The organism is Escherichia sp. UTM R2, from assembly GCF_048593455.1.
GTDB classification, from domain to species: Bacteria; Pseudomonadota; Gammaproteobacteria; order Enterobacterales; family Enterobacteriaceae; genus Escherichia; species Escherichia coli.
In genome coordinates this window covers 470,497-496,266 of the sequence record NZ_JBFWDY010000002.1, presented here as the reverse complement: position 1 = coordinate 496,266, position 25,770 = coordinate 470,497, and the positions used below count along the sequence as shown (strand labels likewise).

Below are 25,770 nucleotides of genomic sequence, written 5' to 3'. Positions count from 1 at the left end.
CAATTCTGACAGTTACGTTATAAATTGTGTGAGAAATGCGGAATTCCCCTCAACGGCCTACTCCGTTGGAGGTAGCCACGGACGTCCCAGCGCCGATCCCTGTACGCCATGTTCATTCAGATAGCGATCCAGCTCGACCATTCCCGTCCATCGATTTTCGCACCACAGCGGAGCAAGCAGCGTCGGGCGACGGGCGCTGGCGGAAATGCGGTGGTAGATCACTTCCGGTGGCGTATGGCGAATCATTTCTCCGGCAGTGAGCGTGTAATCCTCCAGTTCAATACCGTTCAAACGCCCCGCTTCCCAGGCTTTCGCCATAATGCTGCCTTTCACAATATGCAGCGGATGCAGCTTTATGCCGTCCACGCCGGTTTCAACCACTCGCTCCAGCGTTTGCAAACATTCAGCCTGCCCTTCGCCAGGCAGGCCGACAATTAAGTGGGAACACACCTTCAGCCCGCGCTGACGTGCCAGCTGGGTTGTACGCTGATAACAGGCAAAATCATGGCCGCGGTTGATGCGATGCAGTGTTTTGTCGTGGGCGGTTTGTAGCCCCAGCTCCAGCCACACTTCGTAACCCTGGTCCTTATATTCGCAAAGCAGATCCAGCACCGCATCCGGTACGCAGTCCGGGCGGGTACCAACACACAAACCGACAATATTGGCCTGGCTCACCGCCTGCTGATACATAGAACGCAGCACCTGAACTTCCGCAAAGGTGCTGGTATACGCCTGAAAGTAGGCCAGATAGCGTTTAGCACGGTTAACTAAATTCGCCTGGTGCGCCAGTTGCTCGGCAATGGAACGATGCTGCTGCGCTTCATCGGCAAACGAGGCCACATTACAGAATGTGCAGCCACCACGCCCGATGGTACCGTCACGGTTAGGGCAGCTAAAACCGCCGTGCAGCGTCAGCTTATGCACCTTTTGCCCATAACGACGGGTGAGATCACCACCAAACATATTGACTAATTTCTGTAACTGCATAATCTGATAGACCGCGCCTTGAAAAGAGGCCAAAGCCTGCCATTTTTAGCTCAATTCGGCGATGACCTGGATCAATCGTCCCGGCCTGCTTTTATCAACTGCATAATCAATCAAAATTACCGAAATTTCATGCATAATCACATAAATCACTTTTGCTTATCTTGTGTCAGATTTTTTTATCTCCTTATGGATTTTAGGCAAAAACAGTAGCATGAAACGTCATTACCAATTAAGGCAGTATAAAATGCTGGTTTTCTCGTCAGTTCAAGGCAGGATAAGGGTTAACACGCCTTTATGACAGTCAGGAATTGACTGTTTCTCTAACGACTTCCCTTTTAGCCTTAAAGATAAAATCTATTTTAATTTCAGTCAGTTAATAAAGAATTTTGCGCTAAAGCACATTTCTGTACCAATAAGCTTGCTATTTGACCTGTATCAGCTTTCCCGATAAGTTGGAAATCCGCTGGAAGCTTTCTGGATGAGCAGCCTGCTCATCATATTTATGCAGTAATTGAGATCCCCTCTTCACCGTATTAACCGATGCGAAAAGGACAACAAGGGGGCGAATGCGAGGCGCGCGTATGACACGCAAACCCCGTCGCCACGCTCTTTCTGTGCCCGTGCGCAGCGGTTCGGAAGTGGGGTTCCCGCAGAGCCTGGGGGAGGTTCACGATATGTTGTACGATAAATCCCTTGAGAGGGATAACTGTGGTTTCGGCCTGATCGCCCACATAGAAGGCGAACCTAGCCACAAGGTAGTGCGTACTGCAATACACGCACTGGCCCGCATGCAGCACCGTGGCGCGATTCTCGCCGATGGTAAAACCGGTGACGGTTGCGGCTTGCTGTTACAAAAACCGGATCGCTTTTTTCGCATCGTTGCGCAGGAGCGCGGCTGGCGTTTAGCGAAAAACTACGCCGTCGGGATGCTATTCCTGAATAAAGATCCTGAACTCGCCGCTGCCGCACGCCGCATCGTTGAAGAAGAGCTGCAACGCGAAACCTTGTCGATTGTGGGCTGGCGTGATGTCCCCACTAACGAAGGCGTGCTGGGTGAAATCGCCCTCTCCTCTCTGCCACGCATTGAGCAAATTTTTGTGAACGCCCCGGCAGGCTGGCGTCCACGCGATATGGAGCGCCGTCTGTTTATCGCCCGCCGCCGCATTGAAAAGCGTCTCGAAGCCGACAAAGACTTCTACGTCTGTAGCCTGTCGAATCTGGTGAACATCTATAAAGGTCTGTGTATGCCGGCGGATCTGCCGCGCTTTTATCTGGATCTTGCGGACCTGCGTCTGGAATCGGCCATTTGCCTGTTCCACCAGCGCTTCTCCACTAACACCGTACCGCGCTGGCCGCTGGCGCAACCGTTCCGCTATCTGGCGCATAACGGTGAAATCAACACCATCACCGGTAACCGCCAATGGGCGCGTGCGCGTACCTATAAATTCCAGACGCCGCTTATCCCTGATCTGCACGACGCCGCACCGTTCGTCAACGAAACCGGCTCTGACTCCAGTTCCATGGATAACATGCTGGAACTGCTGCTGGCAGGCGGGATGGATATCATCCGCGCCATGCGTCTATTAGTACCACCCGCCTGGCAGAACAACCCGGATATGGACCCGGAACTGCGTGCCTTCTTTGACTTTAACTCCATGCATATGGAGCCGTGGGATGGCCCGGCGGGCATCGTGATGTCCGACGGTCGTTTTGCCGCCTGTAACCTCGACCGTAACGGTCTGCGTCCGGCGCGCTACGTCATCACCAAAGATAAGCTCATCACCTGCGCCTCTGAAGTCGGTATCTGGGATTACCAGCCTGACGAAGTGGTCGAAAAAGGCCGCGTCGGGCCAGGCGAACTGATGGTTATCGACACCCGCAGTGGGCGTATTCTGCACTCGGCAGAAACCGATGACGATCTGAAAAGCCGCCATCCATATAAAGAGTGGATGGAGAAAAACGTCCGCCGACTGGTACCGTTTGAAGATCTGCCCGATGAAGAAGTGGGTAGCCGCGAACTGGACGACGACACGCTTGCCAGCTACCAGAAACAGTTTAACTACAGCGCGGAAGAGCTGGACTCCGTAATTCGCGTACTGGGCGAAAACGGTCAGGAAGCGGTCGGTTCGATGGGCGATGATACCCCATTCGCCGTGCTCTCCAGTCAGCCGCGCATTATTTACGACTACTTCCGCCAGCAGTTTGCCCAGGTGACTAACCCGCCAATCGACCCGCTGCGTGAAGCGCATGTTATGTCGCTCGCCACCAGTATCGGTCGTGAAATGAACGTCTTTTGCGAAGCAGAGGGCCAGGCGCACCGTTTAAGCTTTAAATCGCCGATTCTGCTCTACTCCGATTTCAAACAGCTCACGACGATGAAAGAGGAGCACTACCGCGCAGATACGCTGGATATCACCTTTGACGTCACTAAAACCACGCTCGAAGCGACAGTCAAAGAGCTGTGCGACAAAGCCGAAAAAATGGTACGTAGCGGCACCGTGCTGCTGGTGCTCTCCGACCGGAATATCGCTAAAGATCGCCTGCCGGTTCCAGCCCCGATGGCGGTTGGCGCGATCCAGACCCGTCTGGTCGATCAAAGCCTGCGTTGCGATGCCAACATCATCGTCGAAACCGCCAGCGCCCGCGATCCGCACCACTTCGCCGTGTTGCTGGGCTTCGGCGCGACGGCTATTTATCCATACCTTGCCTATGAAACGCTGGGCCGCCTGGTAGACACCCATGCGATTGCCAAAGATTATCGTACCGTGATGCTCAACTACCGTAACGGCATCAACAAAGGCTTGTACAAAATCATGTCCAAAATGGGCATCTCCACCATCGCCTCTTACCGCTGCTCGAAACTGTTTGAAGCGGTCGGTCTACACGATGATGTAGTGGGCCTGTGCTTCCAGGGGGCGGTCAGCCGCATTGGTGGGGCAAGCTTTGAAGACTTCCAGCAGGATCTGCTGAATCTGTCGAAACGTGCCTGGCTGGCGCGTAAGCCCATCAGCCAGGGCGGCCTGCTGAAATACGTCCACGGCGGCGAATACCACGCCTACAACCCGGACGTGGTGCGCACGCTGCAACAAGCGGTACAAAGCGGCGAGTACAGCGACTATCAGGAATACGCGAAGCTGGTTAATGAGCGTTCGGCAACCACGCTGCGCGATCTGCTGGCAATTACGCCGGGTGAAAACGCGGTCAACATTGCTGATGTTGAACCGGCAAGCGAACTGTTTAAACGCTTTGATACCGCCGCGATGTCTATCGGCGCGTTAAGCCCGGAAGCCCACGAGGCGCTGGCGGAAGCGATGAACAGCATCGGCGGTAATTCGAACTCCGGTGAAGGCGGCGAAGACCCGGCGCGCTACGGCACCAACAAAGTGTCGCGCATCAAGCAGGTGGCTTCCGGTCGCTTTGGGGTTACTCCGGCGTATCTGGTCAATGCCGACGTCATTCAGATTAAAGTCGCCCAGGGCGCGAAGCCAGGCGAAGGCGGTCAGTTGCCGGGTGATAAAGTCACGCCTTACATCGCCAAACTGCGCTATTCGGTGCCCGGAGTGACGCTGATCTCCCCGCCGCCGCACCACGATATCTACTCTATCGAGGACTTAGCGCAGCTCATTTTCGACCTCAAGCAGGTTAACCCGAAAGCGATGATCTCCGTGAAGCTGGTTTCCGAACCGGGAGTAGGCACCATCGCGACTGGCGTGGCAAAAGCTTATGCGGACTTGATCACCATCGCAGGCTATGACGGCGGCACCGGCGCAAGTCCGCTTTCATCGGTGAAATACGCAGGCTGTCCGTGGGAGCTGGGGCTTGTTGAAACCCAGCAGGCGCTGGTTGCTAACGGCTTGCGTCACAAGATCCGTTTGCAGGTCGATGGCGGCCTGAAAACGGGTGTCGATATCATCAAGGCGGCGATTCTCGGCGCAGAAAGCTTCGGCTTCGGCACTGGCCCGATGGTGGCGCTCGGCTGTAAATATCTACGTATTTGCCATCTGAACAACTGCGCAACGGGTGTAGCAACTCAGGATGACAAACTGCGTAAGAACCACTATCACGGCCTGCCATTCAAGGTGACGAATTACTTTGAGTTTATCGCCCGTGAAACCCGCGAGCTGATGGCACAGCTTGGCGTAACACGTCTGGTGGATCTGATTGGTCGCACCGACCTGCTGAAAGAGCTGGACGGTTTCACCGCCAAACAGCAGAAGCTGGCGCTGTCGAAGCTGCTGGAGACTGCCGAACCGCATCCAGGTAAGGCACTCTACTGCACCGAAAACAACCCGCCGTTTGATAACGGCCTGCTGAACGCGCAGTTGCTGCAACAGGCGAAACCGTTTGTCGATGAGCGCCAGAGCAAAACCTTCTGGTTCGATATTCGCAACACCGACCGTTCTGTCGGCGCGTCGCTTTCAGGCTATATCGCCCAGACGCACGGCGATCAGGGGCTGGCAGCCGATCCTATCAAAGCGTACTTCAACGGCACCGCAGGCCAGAGCTTCGGCGTGTGGAACGCGGGCGGCGTGGAACTGTACCTGACCGGTGATGCCAACGACTATGTCGGTAAAGGCATGGCGGGCGGCTTAATCGCCATTCGTCCTCCGGTTGGTTCCGCCTTCCGCAGCCATGAAGCAAGCATTATCGGCAACACCTGCCTGTATGGCGCGACCGGTGGTCGTCTGTATGCCGCAGGCCGCGCGGGTGAACGTTTCGGCGTGCGTAACTCCGGTGCTATCACCGTGGTAGAAGGCATTGGCGACAACGGTTGTGAATATATGACGGGTGGTATCGTCTGCATTCTGGGTAAAACCGGCGTTAACTTCGGTGCGGGCATGACCGGCGGTTTCGCTTACGTTCTCGATGAAAGCGGCGATTTCCGCAAACGCGTTAACCCGGAACTGGTCGAGGTCTTAAGCGTTGATGCTCTGGCGATCCATGAAGAGCATCTGCGTGGTCTTATCACCGAGCATGTGCAGCATACCGGCTCTCAGCGCGGTGAAGAGATTCTGGCGAACTGGTCAACCTTCGCCACTAAATTTGCGCTGGTTAAACCGAAGTCCAGTGATGTAAAAGCACTGCTGGGTCACCGTAGTCGTAGCGCAGCTGAGTTGCGCGTGCAGGCGCAGTAAGGGGTAGCAACAATGAGTCAGAATGTTTATCAATTTATCGACCTGCAGCGCGTTGATCCGCCAAAGAAACCGCTGAAGATCCGCAAAATTGAGTTTGTTGAAATTTACGAGCCGTTTTCCGAAGGCCAGGCCAAAGCGCAGGCTGACCGCTGCCTGTCGTGCGGCAACCCATACTGCGAGTGGAAATGCCCGGTACACAACTACATCCCGAACTGGCTGAAGCTAGCCAACGAGGGGCGTATTTTTGAAGCGGCGGAACTGTCGCACCAGACCAACACCCTGCCGGAAGTTTGCGGACGAGTCTGCCCGCAAGACCGTCTGTGCGAAGGTTCCTGCACTCTGAACGATGAGTTTGGCGCGGTGACCATCGGCAACATTGAGCGCTATATCAACGATAAAGCGTTCGAGATGGGCTGGCGTCCGGATATGTCTGGTGTGAAACAGACCGGTAAAAAAGTGGCGATTATCGGCGCAGGCCCGGCAGGTCTGGCGTGTGCGGATGTCCTGACGCGTAACGGCGTAAAAGCCGTTGTCTTCGACCGTCATCCAGAAATTGGCGGGCTGCTGACCTTCGGTATTCCGGCCTTCAAGCTGGAAAAAGAGGTAATGACGCGTCGCCGTGAAATCTTCACCGGCATGGGTATTGAATTCAAACTCAATACCGAAGTGGGCCGCGACGTGCAGCTGGACGATCTGCTGAGTGATTACGATGCCGTCTTCCTTGGCGTCGGGACTTATCAGTCAATGCACGGCGGGCTGGAAAACGAAGACGCCGATGGCGTGTACGCAGCGCTGCCGTTCCTTATCGCCAACACCAAACAGTTAATGGGCTTTGGTGAAACCCGCGACGAACCGTTCGTCAGCATGGAAGGCAAACGCGTGGTGGTCCTTGGCGGTGGCGACACTGCGATGGACTGCGTGCGTACGTCCGTGCGCCAGGGAGCGAAGCACGTTACCTGTGCCTATCGTCGTGATGAAGAGAACATGCCGGGTTCCCGCCGCGAAGTGAAAAACGCGCGGGAAGAAGGCGTAGAGTTCAAATTCAACGTCCAGCCACTGGGGATTGAAGTGAACGGTAACGGCAAAGTCAGCGGCGTAAAAATGGTACGTACCGAAATGGGCGAACCGGATGCCAAAGGCCGTCGCCGCGCGGAGATCGTTGCAGGTTCCGAACATATCGTTCCGGCAGATGCGGTGATCATGGCGTTTGGTTTCCGTCCACACAACATGGAATGGCTGGCAAAACACAGCGTCGAGCTGGATTCACAAGGCCGCATCATCGCCCCGGAAGGCAGCGACAACGCCTTCCAGACCAGCAACCCGAAAATCTTTGCTGGCGGCGATATCGTCCGTGGTTCCGATCTGGTGGTAACCGCTATTGCCGAAGGTCGTAAGGCGGCAGACGGTATTATGAACTGGCTGGAAGTTTAAGCTCTGTCCCAGCGCCGCCTCCTCAGAAAAGAGTCGGCGCTGAAATTCTCCTTTCTTTCTGGAAAGCGCCTCGCATAATCTGAAGAAAACCAATGTAATACGCTCATCTGGATTGTTACCGGTAGATGCCCGGCGTATAGCTGATTCCATTATTCAACGCAGCGCCATATAAAGGGACAGATAATGGAATCGCTCTCAGAGAGAACCTCAACAGGCTACCAGCAAATCCATGACGGTATTATTCACCTGGTCGATAGCGCCCGGACGGAAACGGTACGTAGCGTTAACGCGCTGATGACCGCGACATACTGGGAAATTGGCCGACGAATTGTCGAATTTGAACAAGGTGGCGAGGCCAGGGCTGCGTATGGTGCGCAGCTAATCAAGCGACTATCAAAGGATTTAAGTCTAAGGTATAAGCGTGGTTTCTCTGCAAAAAACTTACGCCAAATGAGGCTTTTTTACCTCTTTTTTCAACATGTTGAAATTCGCCAGACAGTGTCTGGCGAATTAACACCATTGGGAATTCCGCAGACACCATCTGCAGAATTCCCATCGGCAAAGATTTGGCAGACGCTGTCTGCCAAATTGAGAGGCTGTTTGATATTTCCACAGCTTTTGTATTGCATCTCCTATTTTCGGTTTGTATATTCATGCAAATAAACGAAGGAAAGTTGCCATGATTTACATTGAACAGCTTGAATTAATCCATAAAAGTGGTGATGTGTTGTATCCAGTAAAAATAACCAGAAAATCATCAGGAAAAACTGCCTTCCACCTTGTTCCATTCGGCTTAAATAAGACTCACGACCTTCTAGAGGTGGAAGATGCTTCAGAAGCAATTCGGCTGGTGATTGATGAACGTCATTCCATTCGCTGCAGTACACTTACAGCAACTATTACGAATAAAAAGGGCAAGCGAATTAAGCGGACAGGTATATACAGTATCAAGGGTGTTAACCTAAAAGAATACAACGTCAGGTAATGGCACAGAGCGGTCCGTCAGTTCAGGTTTGGCTCTGTGCCAAAGATGGGTCAGGTCACACCTGATCTAATAAATTTAAGCCATTAAATCAGCCTTAACCTTCACCACCACCTTTTTAATCTCACCCGGCTCGCCGACAACGCATCCTGGTTTATGCGGTTCTCCCGGCATAAACACGGCGAACATTCCCGGTTTTAAGTTGATGGTTTGCTCGTTTTCAATGGCGCTGCAAAGCTGGTAATCATCTTCATGGTGGAACTCTTCACATTGGCGCGCAGTGCCTGCCATGCCAAACAGAATCCGTTCCTCACCGTTTAATAACAGCTGGATATCAATGTATTGCTCGTGCAATTCCGCTTTTTTCTCGACGGGCGATTGAGTGTTAAACGTCATGACATTCATAAAAATATTGTCGCCCTGTAATTCGTAACGACCCGGCGCTTTTTCTTGCGGTCTGGCAGCTAAGGCCAGCGTTAACGCGTCCTGTAACGCAGGATGTAACCCAGCAGACGGTAATGACTGTACTTCACCCATCATCATAATTTTTCTCCCTGGGCCAACAGCGCAGCCCCAAGTAAACCTGCATCATGGCGGTAATGCGCCGCCAGTAAATCAACATGAAATGCCGCTGGCTCCTGCGCCAGATACATTTCCACCAACGCCAGATACCCTTCTGCCAGACCAACGCTGCCACCAACCACCACGCACTGGCAATCAGTTGTGGCTTTAATATCAGCGATCAGCCTTGCAAGCGTACGTGCGGAGCGATGAATCAGTTGCTGCGCCTGCTCATCGCCCTGCCCGGCGCGTGTGAAAATAGTTCTCGCATCCGCGCCAGCCAGCTCGCCCTGCGCTGCCGCCGCAATGCCGCGACCAGAAGCAATTGCTTCCACGCAACCTGTGCGTCCACAGCCGCAGACTGGGCCGTGTGGATCGGCAAGCGTATGCCCGATGTGCCCCGCCAGACCGCCAGGGCCGGTAAGCAGTTTGCCGCCGCTCACTACACCGCCGCCGACGCCAGTGGAAACGGTGATAAAGACCATATCGGTTATATCGCCTTCCAGCGCCTGATACTCTGCCCATGCTGCGGCCTGCGCGTCGTTAATGGCAATGGTCGGCAAATTGGTAAGTTGTTCCAGCGTTTTGACTAACGGAAAGTGTAGCAATCCACCGAGATTATGCGGATTCAGCGCCAGCAAACTGCCGTCGCGAATAATTCCGGTTGAAGCGATGGCAACCCGCTGCGCATGAGCTTGCAACGGAGAGACTAATGCGGATAAGGCATCACGCAAGGCTTCTGGTGTCTGGCTGGCTGGCGTAGGAAGTTCACGACGATCGCGGATCTGCCCGTCAGCGCCAATCAGCGCGGCGGCAAGTTTAGTACCGCCGATATCAATCGCCAGTGTGGTCATAGCACCGCCTTTTTCATCGCTGTGTTGTACCACTGACAAATGTGTTCAAGACGCGTAATGGCAGAACCGACCGTCACCGCCCACGCGCCGTGGCGCATCGCATCTGCCGCCTGAGCAGGCGTGTTGTAACGCCCTTCGGCAATCACCCGACATCCGGCTTCGCTCAACGTTTTCACCAGCGCCAGATCCGGCTCTTCTGGCGTTTCAGGCGTGGTATAGCCAGAAAGCGTAGTGCCAATAATTTCGGCTCCCAGCTTTTGGCATGCCAGGCCGTCTTCCGGCGTTGAGCAGTCGGTCATCGCCAGTAAACCGTGATGGTGAATACGTGCCAGCAGCGTTTCAACAGGCACCGGACGCGGGCGGTCGGTGCCGTCAATGGCGATAATGTCCGCGCCCGCCTGCGCCAGCGCATCAACATCTTCAATATAGGCCGTGATGCGTACCGGAGAATCCTCCAGATCGCGTTTCACAATTCCAATAATCGGCACGCTCACCACCGCACGCGTGGCTTGCAGATTTGCCACACCTTCAATGCGAATGGCAACCGCGCCCGCCTGTTCTGCCGCTAATGCCATGGCGGCGACGATTTCGGGTTTATCGAGCGGGCTGTCCGGAACCGGCTGGCAGGAGACAATCAGGCCACCGTTAGCAGCGATTTTTTGATCCAGTTGTGCAAGTAACGACATACATCTTCCCTTAGCGAAAGGCCCGGTACATAGACCGGGCAACAGGATTAACTTTTGGTTTTGACTAAATCGTTTTTGGCGCTGCCAAACGGCACGGCACCGCTGAATGGTTTACCGTCGATAGCGTCATGAGTACGCAACGCTTCCGGGCGCAACCAACGCTGAACGCGAGAAGGCATATCCAGCCCAATCAGCAGGATCACCACGAACGTCAGACTGAACGAGAGCGATGCCAGCGCAGTACCCAGATCCAGACGTTGAGCGATCAACGCGCCGATGATTGGGGCCAGTGCACCGCCCAATGCGCCAACGTTGTAGGTAAAGCCCAGGCCCGCTGCACGCTGGTCGGTATCGAAATAACCGCCAATCAGTTTTGGTAAGATCCCGGCGATCCCTTGTCCAAGCATTTGCTGGAAGAACAGTAACAGACCGAGCACCCAGACGTTTGCGCCGCCAATCGCAAATACCGGAATAATCAGCAGCTGCGAGGCCAGCAGGCTACAAACGTACGCTTTGCGGGTTCCCAGCCAGTCACCGAGGAAGCCACCTACGCAGCATCCCACCGCCGCGCCAAAGCCACTAAAGAACAGCACATTGGCTACAGTATGCGGGTTATAAGCCAGATCGGTTTTCAGATACGTTGGCAGCAGCGCCTGAATCGGCCATGAGTAGAGGAAAGCAAACAACACGACCACCATCAGCATTACGCCCGTTGGCCAGCGTTTGCCTGTACTCTGCACCATAAAGCTGATAAAGATTGCGGCGCATAACAGCCCAAGAACAGCGACGATCGCGGCATTTTGCAGGTTACCGGCGAAGCAGAACCACAGCGCAGTAGCCGCCGCCAGTGTCATTACGATATTGGCAATGCGATGTTCACCACGGTAGAGAATATCCACCATTGTGCGTACTGGTGCTTTACCTGCGTGTTTCTCTTTCCAGTCTTCCGCTTCCGGGATGTTTTTACGCAGCCAGAGAGCAAAGATGATTGGCAAAATGCCGATAAAGAACAGCGCACGCCAGCCCCAGACCGGAACCACCAGGCTATAGACCTGAGCGGCAACGACGGCCCCCACAGAGAAGCCTGAAATCAAAAAACCACTGGCTTTGTTACGCAGATGTTTTGGCCAGCTTTCAATGACATAGGTGGCGCTGGAACCGTATTCACCCGCCATCCCCATGCCGATGACCAGACGAGCGATAAACATGGTGATGTAGCCTGGCGCAAAGCCGCAGGCCAGCGTCCCGGCCGAGAAGAGAACGATGCTGGTGACCATTGCCAGACGACGCCCGTAGCGGTCACCCATAGCGCCGAGCATCAGGCCGCCGAACCAGCGAGAGATAAAGGCTGCAGAGATCAGACTTGCCGCCTGCACCGTCGTCAGCCCGAATTCACCCTGTACTTCGGTGAGTACCAGGGCGATTAAAACGAAATCAAAACCGTCAAGCAGATATCCCAACCAGGCAGCGGAAAATGCGCGCCATTGTGCACGGTTGAGATGGCGATACCACGGGATATTCTGGGTTGTAGTACTCATTGTGAGTCTCCCGCGGTGGGCGATGCCCACACGCTTTGGTATGAAAATTGTAGGGTACAGATGCGTTTATTTCCCCTCACCCGGTAGGGGCGAGCGAGGGGAAACAACTCACCCGCGCTCTTGCATCAACTGCTGGGCCAGCGCCTTCAGTTCTGGCAGATATTTTTCATCTACCGGTCCAAACGGTTTGCGGCACAGCGGCACAGAAACGACATCCATATAATGGAGGACAGTTTTCAGGCCGCGGAATACGCCCGTTTTGATCAGTAAATCAATGACTTTATTGCATTCAGTTTGCAGTTTCTGCGCGGTCTGGATATCGCCTTCTTTCAGCGCCTTAACGATCCCCTGATAGCGCCAGCCCATGATGTTGTAGGTACTACCGATACCACCATCAGCGCCCGCCAGCAGACCAGAGGCGAAGATTTCGTCGTAACCGTTATAGAGCACAAGATCAGGATGTTCACGACGGATCTGCTCCATCTGATAGAGATCGCCAGAGGTCTGTTTCAGCGCACCTACGCCAGGCAATGTAACAAGTGTGTTGATCTGATCCAGGGTCAGTTTTACCCCACTCAGGGCTGGAATGTTGTACACCACCATCGGCAAACCATCCGCCGAATCAATAATTGCCCGATAGTGATCGCAGTGTTCTTCAAAGCTGAAAGGATAGTAGAACGGCGTGACGGCGGAGACGGCATCGAAGCCATAACGTTTAGCCGATGCCGCAAGTTGTTGGCTTTCGGCGGTGCTGACGCAACCGACGTGGGCGATGAGTTTAATCTTACCTTTCGCCTCTTCGGCGACGATTTCCAGTACCTGTTCACGCTCGGAAAGGCTTTGTACAAAGGCCTCGCCGGTCGAACCACCCACGTATAAACCGTCGATGCCCTGCTGAATATTGAACTGAACCAGGCGGCGCAGACTCGCTTTATCCAGTGCTTGTTGTTGATCAAAAGGAGTCAGGAGTGCAGCCATTACGCCACGTAAATTCGTTGCCATAAATACCTCTGAAGTGATGCTTGTCTGATAAACGATATACCTTTATACCTGTTATACCAGATCAATTAAGCAACACCCTATACAGAAAGCTTATAATGCGATCTGCTTCACTAAAGTGGCATTATTTCTTTTTGTTGGTGGTCTGACCGAAAGCGTGCCAGGTAGCAGAGACGCTGTTGAGATGCGATTGCAACGCACGATCGGCTTCGTCAGGATCATGACGGCGGATCGCATCAACGATCGCAATATGCTGTTGATAACTAACGTTGTTATGTTCGTGCAGTGCCTGATCGGTAACCGTTGGGCGTGCGGCAATAAGCCAGTCGAGCAGGGCAACGTGGATCGCCATGAAGATTGGGTTACCGGGGATCTCCGCCAGCACGCGGTGGAAATCAACGTCTGAACGAATGAATGCCGCGTTGTTATCCAGCGACTGACTGTTGATTTCCAGTGCTTTTGCCAGCAAATCGATTTGCTCATCGGTGGCATGTTCAGCCGCATAGCGCACCAGACTGGATTCAAAGAACAGACGTAATTGTTCGAAATGGGCAATCCCACCGGGATGAGAAAGGAAATCTTTCGCCATGCCGGAAAGCTCACCGATGATAGTGTCCGCAGAAGGACGCGAGACGCGAGCGCGTTCGCCGTTGTTTATTTGCACCAGACCTTTGCGTTTTAACGCTGCCAGCGCTTCACGCACCGAAGGACGCCCGACGTTAAAGAACGCCATCAGTTCGCGTTCAGACGGTAATTGTTCACCTTCGCCAAATTCACGACGGCGGATCATCTGTTCCAGCTCTTCTTCCACCATTTCGGAGAGTTTTTTACGCGCCAGCGGGCGGCTACGCAAGTTGCGACCAATTGCAGGTGAAGAATCTTCGGTTTGCGAATCAAATGCGTTCATAAGGCCCATTCTGTAAGGTCAGTGTGATTAACATCATCAGTGACATCCTATCACAGGATTGAAAGTAGGGGAAAATGGCAGGGTTTTCTCTTTGTGCCTCATCATTACCATAATTAACGGAATAATTAACTATTGCGAAAAATTAATGTAACGCAGATAAAAACATCCCGTTTGAATTATTTATAAGACTATTCACGAGCATTATGAATATTATGAATGTGTTCTTACAAAATAATCATAAGCGCATATTTTTTAATGAAAAATCACCTCACCTACAATTAAAAACACGACATCCGCACCATAAATAGCCTTGCAAAAAATATAACATCGTTGTTTTCAATCTGCCGTTTATGGGATTGACCGTTTTCTTTTGACACGGAGTTCAACAATGTTCGGCATAATTATATCTGTCATCGTATTAATTACGATGGGCTATTTGATCCTGAAAAACTACAAACCTCAGGTGGTGCTGGCTGCCGCAGGTATCTTCCTGATGATGTGCGGTGTCTGGTTAGGGTTCGGTGGTGTACTCGATCCCACCAAAAGCAGCGGCTACTTGATCGTCGATATTTATAATGAAATCCTGCGCATGCTGTCCAACCGCATTGCCGGATTGGGGCTGTCGATTATGGCGGTGGGCGGTTATGCCCGCTACATGGAGCGCATAGGGGCCAGTCGCGCGATGGTGAGCTTGTTAAGCCGCCCGTTAAAACTCATTCGCTCGCCGTATATTATTCTGTCGGCAACTTACGTCATCGGCCAAATCATGGCGCAGTTTATTACCAGCGCCTCCGGTCTGGGTATGTTGCTGATGGTCACCTTATTTCCGACGCTGGTGAGTCTGGGAGTAAGTCGCCTCTCTGCGGTGGCGGTTATCGCAACCACAATGTCCATTGAGTGGGGAATTCTGGAAACGAACTCCATTTTTGCTGCCCAGGTAGCGGGAATGAAAATTGCCACATACTTCTTCCACTACCAGCTTCCGGTCGCCTCTTGCGTCATTATCTCGGTGGCGATCTCCCACTTTTTCGTGCAACGCGCTTTTGACAAAAAAGATAAAAATATCAATCACGAACAGGCAGAGCAAAAAGCTCTCGATAATGTCCCGCCGCTCTATTACGCCATTTTACCTGTGATGCCGTTAATCCTGATGCTCGGCTCGCTGTTCCTCGCCCACGTCGGGCTGATGCAGTCAGAACTGCATCTGGTGGTGGTGATGTTACTGAGTTTGACGGTGACGATGTTTGTTGAGTTCTTCCGCAAGCATAACTTGCGCGAAACAATGGACGATGTGCAGGCGTTTTTTGACGGCATGGGTACGCAGTTTGCCAACGTGGTAACGCTGGTGGTCGCGGGTGAAATATTTGCGAAAGGCTTAACGACGATTGGCACTGTCGATGCGGTTATCAGGGGGGCGGAGCATTCTGGTCTGGGCGGTATTGGCGTGATGATTATTATGGCGCTGGTCATTGCCATTTGTGCCATTGTGATGGGCTCTGGCAATGCGCCGTTTATGTCATTTGCCAGTCTTATTCCGAATATCGCAGCCGGACTACATGTACCAGCGGTTGTAATGATTATGCCGATGCATTTTGCCACGACGCTAGCGCGCGCGGTTTCGCCGATTACTGCGGTGGTGGTCGTTACGTCAGGAATTGCAGGCGTTTCGCCTTTTGCGGTGGTGAAGCGGACAGCGATCCCCATGGCAGTCGGTTTCGTGGTGAATATGATTGCCACAATCACGCTATTTTATTAAGTCATTAAAAAGACAAAACAGGCCGCCTGGGCCTGTTTTGTATTACTTCACAACGCGTAATGCCGGTCGACCACCGCGTGGTGGCTGCGGAGGTTCATCGTCAGGATGAGTGTCATCATCGTGATCTGGCTTGTCGCCATCAATAACCGACATAACGGTTTCGTTGTCTGCCGATGCCTCTTCATCATTCATGATGCTGGTATCTTCATCGTAGGCAGCTTCAGGCTCAAACATCGTGCCTGCGCCATTTTCACGGGCGTAGATAGCCAGCACGGCAGCCAGCGGCACAGAAACCTGACGCGGAATGCCACCAAAGCGCGCGTTAAAGCGCACCTCATCATTCGCCAGTTCCAGATTGCCGACAGCACGCGGCGCAATGTTGAGTACGATTTGCCCGTCACGCGCATATTCCATAGGAACCTGCACGCCAGGGAGCGTCACATCCACCACCAGGTGCGGCGTGAGCTGGTTATCCAGCAACCACTCATAGAATGCACGCAGCAGATAGGGACGACGTGGTGTTAGCTGTGACAAATCCATACAAATTAACTCCGGCCCAGACGCATTTCACGTTCTGCTTCAGTTAAAGAAGCAAGGAAAGAGTCACGCTCAAAGACGCGGGTCATATAGCCTTTCAGCTCTTTCGCACCCGGGCCGCTGAACTCGATGCCCAGTTGCGGCAGACGCCACAGCAGCGGAGCAAGGTAGCAATCGACCAGGCTGAACTCATCGCTCAGGAAGTACGGCTTCTGACCGAAGACCGGCGCAATCGCCAGCAGTTCTTCGCGCAGTTGCTTACGTGCGGCATCTGCTTCAGAAGCTGAACCGTTGATGATGGTGTTCATCAGCGTGTACCAGTCTTTTTCGATGCGATGCATGTACAGACGGCTTTCACCGCGAGCTACCGGGTAAACAGGCATCAGTGGCGGATGCGGGAAACGCTCATCCAGATATTCCATAATGATGCGAGATTCCCACAGGGTCAGCTCACGATCCACCAGGGTCGGAACGCTCTGATTCGGGTTGAGGTCAATCAGATCCTGAGGCGGATTGTCCTTTTCCACGTGTTCGATCTCGAAACTTACACCTTTCTCAGCCAGCACAATGCGGACCTGATGGCTATAGATGTCAGTAGGACCGGAAAACAGCGTCATTACCGAACGTTTGTTGGCAGCGACAGCCATGAAAACCTCCAGGTATAGTCAGAATTTTTACTGCTACCAGCCACCAGGTGGCCAGTCAGAAGTTGTGTTACCCAGTAAGGAACGACTCTCTTTGTTCGAAAATCAAACAAAAAATGAGCAATACCCGACATTTGGGCAGAAAATTGGATGATAGTTTACCAGATTTTGCGACCTTTGTGGTGAGTCGATGCCGGAAATGGGGAAAAAGAGATGCGCTTTAGTCTGAAATAGTTGACTTAGACCCTTATTGGCGATGTGGTTTTTGTTTTGCCTGTCTGTCAGACGGCAGCAAAAAGCAACTTTCCATTTTTTACGCTGATTCAGAATTTAACCATAAAAAAACCCGCCGAAGCGGGTTTTTTCGCAAATTGTTTTCTGCCGGAGCAGAAGCCAATTAACGTTTGGAGAACTGCGGACGACGACGTGCTTTACGCAGACCGACTTTCTTACGTTCAACCTGACGAGCGTCACGAGTAACGAAGCCAGCTTTACGCAGTTCAGAACGCAGGGACTCGTCGTATTCCATCAGAGCGCGGGTGATACCGTGACGGATCGCACCAGCCTGACCAGAGATACCACCACCTTTAACGGTGATGTACAGGTCCAGTTTCTCAACCATGTCGACCAGTTCCAGCGGCTGACGAACTACCATGCGAGCAGTTTCACGACCGAAGTACTGTTCCAGAGAACGTTGGTTGATTACGATTTTACCGTTGCCCGGTTTGATGAAAACGCGAGCTGCGGAACTTTTGCGGCGACCAGTGCCGTAGTATTGATTTTCAGCCATTGCCTATAATCCCGATTAGATGTTAAGAACTTGCGGTTGCTGTGCCGCGTGGTTGTGCTCGTTACCCGCGTAAACTTTCAGTTTACGGAACATAGCACGACCCAGCGGGCCTTTTGGCAACATGCCTTTAACCGCGATTTCAATCACACGCTCAGGACGGCGAGCAATCATCTCTTCAAAGGTCGCTTGTTTGATACCACCGATGTGGCCGGTGTGGTGATAGTACACTTTGTCAGTACGCTTGTTGCCGGTTACAGCAACTTTGTCAGCGTTCAGAACGATGATGTAATCACCGGTATCTACGTGCGGAGTGTATTCCGCTTTGTGCTTACCGCGCAGGCGACGAGCCAGTTCAGTAGCCAGACGGCCCAGAGTTTTACCGGTCGCGTCAACAACATACCAGTCGCGTTTTACGGTTTCTGGTTTAGCTGTAAAAGTTTTCATTAAAAGCTTACCCAATAAATAGTTACACGTTGGTGAACACCCAAACGTCTTCAATTGTTGAGGTTCACACGACAAAGTCCGGCAAACCTACCCCTTCGAATAGCCTATGCCAGCACACAAAAAGTTTTGGGAAAAAAACTTTCTTGTAACGTGGGGTCGCAGGATTATAGAGAAGTCGGGGTCAAAGATCGACCCCTTTTTGTGATTTGTGGCAGGTTTTAACCCGCCAAATGCTCGCGCTTCAGATACTCTTCGCTTTGCATCTCTTGCAGACGTGACAGGCAACGCTGGAACTCAAACTTCAGCCGCTCACCCTGATAAATTTCATACAGCGGCACTTCTGCACTCACCACTAATTTGACATGGCGCTCGTAAAACTCATCCACCAGCGCAATAAAGCGCCGCGCTTCGCTCTCCATCAACCGCGTCATAACTGGTACATCAAACAACATGACCGTATGAAAGAGGCGTGAGAGCGCAATATAGTCATGCTGACTGCGGGCGTCGACACACAGCGTAGTAAAAGAAACCGCCAGCGTCTGGTTCTCGACGCCCATTGTCGCCAATGGCCGATGGTTGATTTCTAACGTCGGTGAATTTTCTCGTTTCGCCCCCGCCAGAGCCAACCATAGTTTATCCATTTGCGCCCGGATTTCATCGTTGAGTGGCGAAAGCCACAGATGCGCCTGAGTGAGTGTACGCAGTCGATAATCAACACCAGCGTCCACGTTCATTACATCACAATGCTGTTTAATGGCATCGATTGCAGGCAGAAAACGCGCACGTTGCAGGCCATTTCGATAAAGTTCATCCGGCGGAATATTTGACGTCGCTACCAGGGTAATACCGCGGGCGAACAGGGCTTTCATCAGACCGCCAAGTAGCATGGCGTCGGTAATATCAGAAACAAAAAATTCGTCAAAACAGAGCACGTCAGTTTCGGCTTTAAAGCGATCGGCAATAATTTCCAGCGGATCGGTCTGCCCCTGTAAGGCAGTTAGCTCTTCGTGCACCCGCAGCATAAAACGGTGAAAGTGCAGGCGCTGTTTCCGCTCTCCCGGCAGGCTTTGATAGAAAAGGTCCATCAGCCAGGTTTTCCCGCGTCCTACACCGCCCCACATATATAAGCCACGCACTGGCGTATACTTTGTGTCTTCGCGTTTACCCCACAGCTTACCGACCCGCGCCATTAGCCCACTCGTCCTGGGGGCTGGTGGCGTGCTATTGATGAGTTCCTGATAAATAATTTCCAGGCGGCTGACGGCCTCTTTTTGAACGTCGTCGGGTTGATGGCTGCCTTCATTAAGCGCCTTCAGGTATTGCGATGTTGGGGTAACGCTTTGCATGATCTTATTGTTATTCCTTGAATAATCGGTGCGCCGTTGTTCACGGTTGACGAAAAAAAGGCCGTTCTACACTACGCGATATGCAGTCGGGATTCCACTTCTGTGGAATTAACGGTTATAGTGGCATAATCAGCCGCAGGCATGGAGCCTGAAGCCAACACCCTACGGAAACAAAAGACAACGGGAGATGTTCATGACCTGGGAATATGCGCTAATTGGGTTAGTCGTCGGCATCATTATTGGTGCTGTGGCCATGCGTTTTGGTAATCGTAAACTACGCCAGCAACAGGCGTTGCAGTACGAACTGGAAAAGAATAAAGCTGAACTGGACGAGTATCGCGAAGAGCTGGTTAGCCACTTTGCCCGCAGCGCGGAATTACTGGATACCATGGCGCACGACTATCGCCAGCTGTATCAGCACATGGCGAAAAGCTCCAGCAGCCTGCTGCCGGAACTGTCTGCTGAAGCAAACCCGTTCCGTAATCGTCTGGCAGAATCTGAAGCCAGCAACGATCAGGCACCGGTGCAGATGCCTCGCGACTATTCTGAAGGCGCATCCGGCCTGCTGCGTACAGGCGCGAAGCGCGACTAATTTATTTTTCGGGCGCAGCCATTGCGCCCTCCTCTTCTCTCCCTCCCCGACTATCATTTAATCTGGTGTCTCATTGTTAGCCGTCTGAAAATTCAATAACATCAAACTGTTTTGAATCTCTTTTCTTATCATTCAGGTACGAGAGCAGGAATAATGAAAAAACAAACCCAGCTGTTGAGTGCATTAGCGTTAAGTGTCGGGTTAACTCTCTCGGCGTCATTTCAGGCCGTCGCGTCGATTCCAGGCCAGGTTGCCGATCAGGCCCCTCTCCCCAGTCTGGCTCCAATGCTGGAAAAAGTGCTTCCGGCAGTGGTGAGCGTACGGGTGGAAGGAACGGCCAGTCAGGGACAGAAAATCCCGGAAGAATTCAAAAAGTTTTTTGGTGATGATTTACCGGATCAACCTGCACAACCCTTCGAAGGTTTAGGCTCCGGTGTCATCATCAACGCCAGTAAAGGCTATGTGCTGACCAACAACCATGTGATTAATCAGGCACAGAAAATCAGTATTCAGCTCAATGATGGGCGCGAGTTTGATGCAAAACTGATTGGTAGCGATGACCAGAGCGATATCGCCCTGTTACAAATTCAAAACCCGAGCAAATTAACGCAAATCGCTATTGCCGACTCCGATAAATTGCGCGTCGGTGATTTTGCCGTAGCGGTCGGTAACCCATTTGGCCTTGGGCAAACCGCCACCTCTGGCATTGTTTCCGCATTAGGCCGCAGCGGGTTGAATCTTGAAGGTCTGGAAAACTTTATCCAGACAGATGCTTCCATTAACCGCGGTAACTCCGGCGGTGCACTATTAAACCTTAACGGTGAGTTAATTGGCATCAACACTGCAATCCTTGCGCCTGGCGGCGGGAGCGTCGGGATTGGATTTGCCATCCCCAGTAATATGGCGCGAACACTGGCGCAGCAGCTTATCGACTTTGGTGAAATCAAACGCGGTTTGTTAGGCATCAAAGGCACCGAGATGAGTGCCGATATCGCCAAAGCCTTCAACCTTGACGTGCAGCGTGGCGCGTTTGTCAGCGAAGTGTTGCCAGGTTCTGGCTCGGCAAAAGCGGGCGTCAAAGCGGGCGATATTATTACCAGCCTCAACGGCAAACCGCTGAATAGCTTTGCTGAGTTGCGCTCTCGTATCGCGACCACCGAGCCGGGCACGAAAGTGAAGCTTGGCCTGCTGCGTAACGGCAAACCACTGGAAGTAGAAGTGACGCTTGATACCAGCACCTCTTCGTCGGCCAGCGCTGAAATGATCACGCCAGCGCTGGAAGGTGCAACGTTGAGCGATGGTCAGCTAAAAGACGGCGGCAAAGGTATTAAAATCGATGAAGTTGTCAAAGGAAGCCCAGCTGCTCAGGCTGGCTTGCAAAAAGACGATGTGATCATTGGCGTCAACCGCGATCGGGTGAACTCGATTGCTGAAATGCGTAAAGTGCTGGCGGCAAAACCGGCCATCATCGCCCTGCAAATTGTACGCGGCAATGAAAGCATCTATCTGCTGATGCGTTAATGTCGTAAACCGGGCATCAGGCTTACGTGTGATGTCCGGTTAACTCGTGGTATGCTGCTGCCGTTCCCTTTTTTAATGACGCCTCCATCATGTTTGTGAAGCTCTTACGTTCCGTTGCGATTGGATTAATTGTCGGCGCTATTCTGCTGGTTGCCATGCCTTCGCTGCGCAGCCTTAACCCGCTTTCCACTCCGCAATTTGACAGTACCGATGAGACGCCTGCCAGCTATAATCTGGCGGTTCGCCGCGCCGCGCCAGCGGTGGTTAACGTTTACAACCGTGGTTTGAACACCAACTCTCACAACCAGCTTGAGATCCGCACCCTGGGATCCGGTGTAATCATGGATCAACGCGGTTATATCATCACCAATAAACACGTCATCAACGACGCCGATCAGATCATCGTCGCCTTACAGGATGGTCGTGTATTTGAAGCATTGCTGGTGGGATCTGACTCTCTAACCGATCTGGCGGTACTTAAAATTAATGCCACTGGCGGTTTACCTACCATTCCAATTAATGCACGTCGCGTACCGCACATTGGCGACGTAGTACTGGCGATCGGTAACCCGTACAACCTCGGGCAGACCATTACCCAGGGGATTATTAGTGCCACGGGTCGAATCGGTCTGAACCCGACCGGGCGGCAAAACTTCCTACAAACCGATGCTTCCATTAACCACGGTAACTCTGGCGGCGCGCTGGTGAACTCGCTGGGAGAACTGATGGGCATTAACACGCTGTCGTTTGATAAGAGTAACGATGGCGAAACGCCGGAAGGTATCGGCTTTGCGATTCCTTTCCAGTTAGCAACCAAAATTATGGATAAGCTGATCCGCGATGGTCGCGTGATCCGCGGCTACATTGGTATCGGCGGACGCGAGATCGCACCACTGCACGCGCAGAGCGGTGGTATAGATCAACTGCAAGGGATCGTGGTTAATGAAGTGTCACCTGACGGCCCAGCGGCGAATGCGGGTATTCAGGTCAACGATCTGATTATTTCGGTGGATAACAAACCGGCCATCTCTGCTCTGGAGACGATGGATCAGGTGGCGGAAATTCGCCCTGGTTCGGTGATCCCGGTTGTAGTGATGCGTGATGATAAGCAGTTAACGCTGCAGGTCACCATTCAGGAATATCCGGCAACCAATTAAGTCGAGTGCTCAAAACAAAAACCGGAGTCTGTGCTCCGGTTTTTTATTATTCGCTAATCAATTACTTATTAACGAACTCTTCGCCCAGGGCGATATCTTTCTTGAGCGTATCCAGCATACCTTCCAGCGCGTTCTGTTCAAATGCGCTCAGGGTACCGATAGATTTACGCTCTTCCACGCCGTTTTTACCCAGCAGCAGCGGTTGAGAGAAGAAACGGGCGTACTGACCGTCGCCTTCAACGTAGGCACATTCGACAACGCCTTGTTCGCCCTGCAGTGCACGAACCAGAGACAGACCAAAACGTGCAGCTGCCTGGCCCATAGACAGGGTTGCAGACCCGCCACCGGCTTTCGCTTCAACCACCTCAGTACCCGCGTTCTGGATACGTTTGGTCAGATCAGCCACTTCCTGCTCGGTAAAACTAACGCCAGGAACCTGTGACAGCAGCGGCAGAATGGTAACACCAGAGTGACCGCCAATAACCGGCACTTCAACTTCGCCTGGCTGTTTGCCTTTCAGTTCCGCAACAAAGGTGTTGGAACGAATGATATCCAGCGTGGTAACGCCGAACAGTTTGTTTTTGTCATAAACACCGGCTTTTTTCAGCACTTCAGCAGCAATCGCAACTGTGGTGTTAACCGGGTTAGTGATAATACCAATGCACGCTTTCGGGCAGGTTTTCGCAACTTGCTGTACCAGGTTTTTCACGATGCCGGCGTTAACGTTAAACAGGTCGGAACGATCCATACCCGGTTTACGCGCTACACCTGCAGAGATAAGAACGACATCTGCGCCTTCCAGCGCCGGAGTCGCATCTTCACCAGAAAAACCTTTGATTTTCACAGCAGTAGGGATATGGCTCAGATCGACAGCCACACCGGGAGTCACTGGAGCGATATCATACAGAGAGAGTTCTGAACCTGAAGGCAGTTGGGTTTTTAACAGTAGTGCAAGCGCCTGGCCAATACCGCCAGCAGCGCCGAGGACTGCGACTTTCATCCTAAACTCCTTATTATATTGATAAACTAAGATATGTTGCTCCGCTGCCGCGACCTTAATCCACAAAATTGCCGTTTACAATGACCACATCTCAAGAATGTGTAGTCACGCAAGTTTAGCGTTTATGCATTTAATTGCCGTAATCAGGAACCTAACTTACGTAATTAACAGTCGCTTATGCATTAGCGCAACATTCCAACAGGTGGTGACAATATACCCTACCGTTCAGCCAAAACAACATCAATTTGATAACAATTAATTTACTTTTAAGCAGAATTTGCATGCCGTGACGCAGGCATGTTTCTCAATAACGAAATTTGATAAAATCCCGCTCTTTCATAACATTATTTCAGCCTTCTTCAGGGCTGACTGTTTGCATAAAAATTCATCTGTATGCACAATAATGTTGTATCAACCACCATATCGGGTGACTTATGCGAAGCTCGGCTAAGCAAGAAGAACTAGTTAAAGCATTTAAAGCATTACTTAAAGAAGAGAAATTTAGCTCCCAGGGCGAAATCGTCGCCGCGTTGCAGGAGCAAGGCTTTGACAATATTAATCAGTCTAAAGTCTCGCGGATGTTGACCAAGTTTGGTGCTGTACGTACACGCAATGCCAAAATGGAAATGGTTTACTGCCTGCCAGCTGAACTGGGTGTACCAACCACCTCCAGTCCATTGAAAAATCTGGTGCTGGATATCGACTACAACGATGCAGTTGTCGTGATTCATACCAGCCCTGGCGCGGCGCAGTTAATTGCTCGCCTGCTGGACTCACTGGGCAAAGCAGAAGGTATTCTGGGCACCATCGCTGGCGATGACACCATCTTTACCACCCCTGCTAACGGTTTCACCGTCAAAGACCTGTATGAAGCGATTTTAGAGCTGTTCGACCAGGAGCTTTAATCTCTGCCCCGTCGCTTCTGGCGGCGGGGAAAATGTTGCTTATCCCTCTCAACCCCCTGCTTTCCCCTGCGATTAATTTAACGAATAGTGCGTTTTACTGCGACATGTCATTCACACAATGAATACATAAGGTAAAAAAAGCACATTATGCAAAATTCATTATCTAATTGAAAAAACTAGAATTAACGATAAATAACCGTATTTTTAATTCTTTTTTGTTATTAAAATTCACATTTTTAACACTTAGTATCAACTGAAACAGTTAGCGCGGTATTAATTAGCTCAATAATTAGTGTATACTTGATTTTGTGATATGGGTCACGAAACAAAGGCCCAGCTAAAAGATTATGTCGAGGTAAAAATCATGAAAATCAAAACCACTGTTGCTGCATTAAGCGTACTTTCTGTTCTCTCTTTCGGTGCATTCGCTGCCGACTCCATTGATGCTGCACAAGCACAAAATCGTGAAGCAATCGGGACCGTATCCGTAAGTGGTGTGGCGTCTTCGCCAATGGATATGCGTGAAATGCTGAACAAAAAAGCGGAAGAGAAAGGCGCAACGGCCTACCAGATTACTGAAGCTCGTAGCGGTGACACCTGGCACGCTACGGCTGAACTGTACAAATAAACCCTCATCGTCTTGTCCGACGATATTGCCCCCGGTTCGGGGGCTTTTTTTTGCGCTAATGACGAACATTAAAACGCAAATGCCCTTCCAGCTCTTCCTCTGCCTCATCAAACAGCAATATTAACGCGCCAAAACGGCGACGCGTTTTCTCTCCCAGATGAACAAATTCAATCTCAAGTGGTAGCGGCAGGACATCGTTCATTAACACATCCCATAGTGAGTCGAGATCGCGTACCTTATCTTTCGCCAGACCAAAGGTTTGGCTAAAGTCACGATAAAAATCCTCCTGACTCTCAATCTCATCAAAATCAAAGGTATAAATATTCATCTGTTGCCACCGTCACGTTTCGCGGCGAGTTCTGCCGTGCAT

The 25,770-nt window shown here is 51.9% G+C and carries 23 protein-coding genes and 1 pseudogene; 10 read left to right on the top strand and 14 right to left on the bottom strand.

The window, feature by feature from the left end; genetic code table 11:
- Positions 1-57: 57 nt before the first annotated feature.
- On the bottom strand, positions 58-987 hold the full coding sequence (locus AB4H76_RS03190) for a TIGR01212 family radical SAM protein (RefSeq protein WP_001299745.1): 930 nt from the start codon (positions 985-987) through the stop codon (positions 58-60).
- 674 nt (positions 988-1,661) lie between these two features.
- Here AB4H76_RS03190 and gltB point away from each other — a divergent pair.
- The 4 genes and pseudogenes from gltB to AB4H76_RS03170 all read left to right on the top strand — a co-directional run bounded on the left by gltB (position 1,662) and on the right by AB4H76_RS03170 (position 8,538).
- Positions 1,662-6,122, top strand: coding sequence for a glutamate synthase large subunit (gltB, locus tag AB4H76_RS03185; protein ID WP_420062622.1), 4,461 nt, complete (start codon positions 1,662-1,664; stop codon positions 6,120-6,122).
- 12 nt (positions 6,123-6,134) lie between these two features.
- Positions 6,135-7,553: a glutamate synthase subunit GltD gene (gene gltD / locus AB4H76_RS03180; RefSeq protein WP_000081664.1), complete on the top strand. Its 1,419-nt coding sequence runs from the start codon at positions 6,135-6,137 to the stop codon at positions 7,551-7,553.
- A 183-nt stretch (positions 7,554-7,736) separates the two neighbouring features.
- Positions 7,737-8,141 (top strand): annotated as a pseudogene (locus AB4H76_RS03175) (DUF1016 N-terminal domain-containing protein); the annotation flags it as partial.
- Positions 8,142-8,232: 91 nt separating this feature from the next.
- A complete protein-coding gene (locus AB4H76_RS03170) occupies positions 8,233-8,538 on the top strand; it encodes a transposase (protein WP_077492695.1) in 306 nt (101 codons plus the stop codon).
- A 75-nt stretch (positions 8,539-8,613) separates the two neighbouring features.
- Here the strand turns inward: AB4H76_RS03170 and nanQ are convergent, their stop codons facing one another.
- The 6 genes from nanQ to nanR all read right to left on the bottom strand — a co-directional run bounded on the left by nanQ (position 8,614) and on the right by nanR (position 14,089).
- Entirely contained in the window at positions 8,614-9,078 is a 465-nt protein-coding gene (gene nanQ, locus AB4H76_RS03165) for an N-acetylneuraminate anomerase (protein ID WP_000979881.1), read from the bottom strand.
- On the bottom strand, positions 9,075-9,950 hold the full coding sequence (gene nanK / locus AB4H76_RS03160) for an N-acetylmannosamine kinase (protein WP_000209020.1): 876 nt from the start codon (positions 9,948-9,950) through the stop codon (positions 9,075-9,077). The genes nanQ and nanK overlap by 4 nt, the downstream gene beginning before the upstream one ends.
- Entirely contained in the window at positions 9,947-10,636 is a 690-nt protein-coding gene (locus AB4H76_RS03155; protein ID WP_001300570.1) for an N-acetylmannosamine-6-phosphate 2-epimerase, read from the bottom strand. Before AB4H76_RS03155 ends, nanK begins: the two co-directional genes overlap by 4 nt.
- A gap of 47 nt (positions 10,637-10,683) precedes the next feature.
- Positions 10,684-12,174, bottom strand: a complete 1,491-nt coding sequence (gene nanT, locus AB4H76_RS03150) for a sialic acid transporter NanT (RefSeq protein WP_000108459.1) — start codon at positions 12,172-12,174, stop codon at positions 10,684-10,686.
- 108 nt (positions 12,175-12,282) lie between these two features.
- Positions 12,283-13,176: an N-acetylneuraminate lyase gene (nanA, locus tag AB4H76_RS03145; protein ID WP_000224714.1), complete on the bottom strand. Its 894-nt coding sequence runs from the start codon at positions 13,174-13,176 to the stop codon at positions 12,283-12,285.
- A gap of 121 nt (positions 13,177-13,297) precedes the next feature.
- The gene (gene nanR / locus AB4H76_RS03140) at positions 13,298-14,089 is read right to left on the bottom strand and encodes a transcriptional regulator NanR (RefSeq protein ID WP_000523845.1); all 792 of its coding nucleotides are present in this window, start codon (positions 14,087-14,089) and stop codon (positions 13,298-13,300) included.
- A gap of 379 nt (positions 14,090-14,468) precedes the next feature.
- Here nanR and dcuC point away from each other — a divergent pair, with 379 nt between their 5' ends.
- The gene (gene dcuC, locus AB4H76_RS03135; RefSeq protein WP_000467018.1) at positions 14,469-15,836 is read left to right on the top strand and encodes an anaerobic C4-dicarboxylate transporter DcuC; all 1,368 of its coding nucleotides are present in this window, start codon (positions 14,469-14,471) and stop codon (positions 15,834-15,836) included.
- 42 nt (positions 15,837-15,878) lie between these two features.
- On the opposite strand, the gene sspB is transcribed toward dcuC, so the two are convergent.
- The 5 genes from sspB to zapE form a co-directional block, all read right to left on the bottom strand.
- Complete coding sequence (gene sspB / locus AB4H76_RS03130; RefSeq protein WP_000366129.1) at positions 15,879-16,376, bottom strand: ClpXP protease specificity-enhancing factor; 498 nt, start codon at positions 16,374-16,376, stop codon at positions 15,879-15,881.
- Between the two features lie 5 nt (positions 16,377-16,381).
- Positions 16,382-17,020 (bottom strand): stringent starvation protein SspA, encoded by a 639-nt coding sequence (gene sspA, locus AB4H76_RS03125; RefSeq protein ID WP_000257293.1) that lies wholly within the window; start codon positions 17,018-17,020, stop codon positions 16,382-16,384.
- Between the two features lie 394 nt (positions 17,021-17,414).
- Positions 17,415-17,807, bottom strand: coding sequence for a 30S ribosomal protein S9 (gene rpsI / locus AB4H76_RS03120; RefSeq protein ID WP_000829818.1), 393 nt, complete (start codon positions 17,805-17,807; stop codon positions 17,415-17,417).
- Between the two features lie 15 nt (positions 17,808-17,822).
- Positions 17,823-18,251 carry a 50S ribosomal protein L13 gene (gene rplM, locus AB4H76_RS03115; protein WP_420062574.1) on the bottom strand — a complete coding sequence of 143 codons (429 nt, stop codon included), beginning with the start codon at positions 18,249-18,251 and terminating at the stop codon, positions 17,823-17,825.
- Between the two features lie 218 nt (positions 18,252-18,469).
- Positions 18,470-19,597 carry a cell division protein ZapE gene (gene zapE / locus AB4H76_RS03110; protein WP_077492697.1) on the bottom strand — a complete coding sequence of 376 codons (1,128 nt, stop codon included), beginning with the start codon at positions 19,595-19,597 and terminating at the stop codon, positions 18,470-18,472.
- 193 nt (positions 19,598-19,790) lie between these two features.
- Here zapE and zapG point away from each other — a divergent pair, with 193 nt between their 5' ends.
- The 3 genes from zapG (at position 19,791) to degS (ending at position 22,867) form a co-directional block, all read left to right on the top strand.
- Positions 19,791-20,189 (top strand): Z-ring associated protein ZapG, encoded by a 399-nt coding sequence (gene zapG / locus AB4H76_RS03105; protein WP_001295270.1) that lies wholly within the window; start codon positions 19,791-19,793, stop codon positions 20,187-20,189.
- Between the two features lie 153 nt (positions 20,190-20,342).
- Positions 20,343-21,710, top strand: a complete 1,368-nt coding sequence (degQ, locus tag AB4H76_RS03100) for a serine endoprotease DegQ (protein WP_001295271.1) — start codon at positions 20,343-20,345, stop codon at positions 21,708-21,710.
- 89 nt (positions 21,711-21,799) lie between these two features.
- Positions 21,800-22,867, top strand: coding sequence for an outer membrane-stress sensor serine endopeptidase DegS (degS, locus tag AB4H76_RS03095; protein WP_000497724.1), 1,068 nt, complete (start codon positions 21,800-21,802; stop codon positions 22,865-22,867).
- A gap of 61 nt (positions 22,868-22,928) precedes the next feature.
- Here the strand turns inward: degS and mdh are convergent, their stop codons facing one another.
- A complete protein-coding gene (gene mdh, locus AB4H76_RS03090; RefSeq protein ID WP_001295272.1) occupies positions 22,929-23,867 on the bottom strand; it encodes a malate dehydrogenase in 939 nt (312 codons plus the stop codon).
- Positions 23,868-24,301: 434 nt separating this feature from the next.
- Between mdh and argR the strand changes: the two genes are divergently transcribed.
- Both argR and yhcN read left to right on the top strand, forming a co-directional pair.
- Complete coding sequence (gene argR / locus AB4H76_RS03085; protein ID WP_001257846.1) at positions 24,302-24,772, top strand: transcriptional regulator ArgR; 471 nt, start codon at positions 24,302-24,304, stop codon at positions 24,770-24,772.
- A 364-nt stretch (positions 24,773-25,136) separates the two neighbouring features.
- On the top strand, positions 25,137-25,400 hold the full coding sequence (gene yhcN, locus AB4H76_RS03080; RefSeq protein ID WP_000695690.1) for a peroxide/acid stress response protein YhcN: 264 nt from the start codon (positions 25,137-25,139) through the stop codon (positions 25,398-25,400).
- Positions 25,401-25,455: 55 nt separating this feature from the next.
- Here yhcN and AB4H76_RS03075 read toward each other — a convergent pair whose 3' ends face one another.
- Complete coding sequence (locus AB4H76_RS03075; RefSeq protein ID WP_001029013.1) at positions 25,456-25,728, bottom strand: barstar family protein; 273 nt, start codon at positions 25,726-25,728, stop codon at positions 25,456-25,458.
- Between the last annotated feature and the right edge of the window lie 42 nt (positions 25,729-25,770).

What these genes read in the sequence shown, in the direction of transcription:
- AB4H76_RS03190 (WP_001299745.1), bottom strand. Translation starts at nt 987, where the DNA reads ATGCAGTTACAGAAATTAGTCAATATGTTTGGTGGTGATCTCACCCGT.
- gltB (WP_420062622.1), top strand. Translation starts at nt 1,662, where the DNA reads ATGTTGTACGATAAATCCCTTGAGAGGGATAACTGTGGTTTCGGCCTG.
- gltD (WP_000081664.1), top strand. Translation starts at nt 6,135, where the DNA reads ATGAGTCAGAATGTTTATCAATTTATCGACCTGCAGCGCGTTGATCCG.
- AB4H76_RS03170 (WP_077492695.1), top strand. Translation starts at nt 8,233, where the DNA reads ATGATTTACATTGAACAGCTTGAATTAATCCATAAAAGTGGTGATGTG.
- nanQ (WP_000979881.1), bottom strand. Translation starts at nt 9,078, where the DNA reads ATGATGATGGGTGAAGTACAGTCATTACCGTCTGCTGGGTTACATCCT.
- nanK (WP_000209020.1), bottom strand. Translation starts at nt 9,950, where the DNA reads ATGACCACACTGGCGATTGATATCGGCGGTACTAAACTTGCCGCCGCG.
- AB4H76_RS03155 (WP_001300570.1), bottom strand. Translation starts at nt 10,636, where the DNA reads ATGTCGTTACTTGCACAACTGGATCAAAAAATCGCTGCTAACGGTGGC.
- nanT (WP_000108459.1), bottom strand. Translation starts at nt 12,174, where the DNA reads ATGAGTACTACAACCCAGAATATCCCGTGGTATCGCCATCTCAACCGT.
- nanA (WP_000224714.1), bottom strand. Translation starts at nt 13,176, where the DNA reads ATGGCAACGAATTTACGTGGCGTAATGGCTGCACTCCTGACTCCTTTT.
- nanR (WP_000523845.1), bottom strand. Translation starts at nt 14,089, where the DNA reads ATGGGCCTTATGAACGCATTTGATTCGCAAACCGAAGATTCTTCACCT.
- dcuC (WP_000467018.1), top strand. Translation starts at nt 14,469, where the DNA reads ATGTTCGGCATAATTATATCTGTCATCGTATTAATTACGATGGGCTAT.
- sspB (WP_000366129.1), bottom strand. Translation starts at nt 16,376, where the DNA reads ATGGATTTGTCACAGCTAACACCACGTCGTCCCTATCTGCTGCGTGCA.
- sspA (WP_000257293.1), bottom strand. Translation starts at nt 17,020, where the DNA reads ATGGCTGTCGCTGCCAACAAACGTTCGGTAATGACGCTGTTTTCCGGT.
- rpsI (WP_000829818.1), bottom strand. Translation starts at nt 17,807, where the DNA reads ATGGCTGAAAATCAATACTACGGCACTGGTCGCCGCAAAAGTTCCGCA.
- rplM (WP_420062574.1), bottom strand. Translation starts at nt 18,251, where the DNA reads ATGAAAACTTTTACAGCTAAACCAGAAACCGTAAAACGCGACTGGTAT.
- zapE (WP_077492697.1), bottom strand. Translation starts at nt 19,597, where the DNA reads ATGCAAAGCGTTACCCCAACATCGCAATACCTGAAGGCGCTTAATGAA.
- zapG (WP_001295270.1), top strand. Translation starts at nt 19,791, where the DNA reads ATGACCTGGGAATATGCGCTAATTGGGTTAGTCGTCGGCATCATTATT.
- degQ (WP_001295271.1), top strand. Translation starts at nt 20,343, where the DNA reads ATGAAAAAACAAACCCAGCTGTTGAGTGCATTAGCGTTAAGTGTCGGG.
- degS (WP_000497724.1), top strand. Translation starts at nt 21,800, where the DNA reads ATGTTTGTGAAGCTCTTACGTTCCGTTGCGATTGGATTAATTGTCGGC.
- mdh (WP_001295272.1), bottom strand. Translation starts at nt 23,867, where the DNA reads ATGAAAGTCGCAGTCCTCGGCGCTGCTGGCGGTATTGGCCAGGCGCTT.
- argR (WP_001257846.1), top strand. Translation starts at nt 24,302, where the DNA reads ATGCGAAGCTCGGCTAAGCAAGAAGAACTAGTTAAAGCATTTAAAGCA.
- yhcN (WP_000695690.1), top strand. Translation starts at nt 25,137, where the DNA reads ATGAAAATCAAAACCACTGTTGCTGCATTAAGCGTACTTTCTGTTCTC.
- AB4H76_RS03075 (WP_001029013.1), bottom strand. Translation starts at nt 25,728, where the DNA reads ATGAATATTTATACCTTTGATTTTGATGAGATTGAGAGTCAGGAGGAT.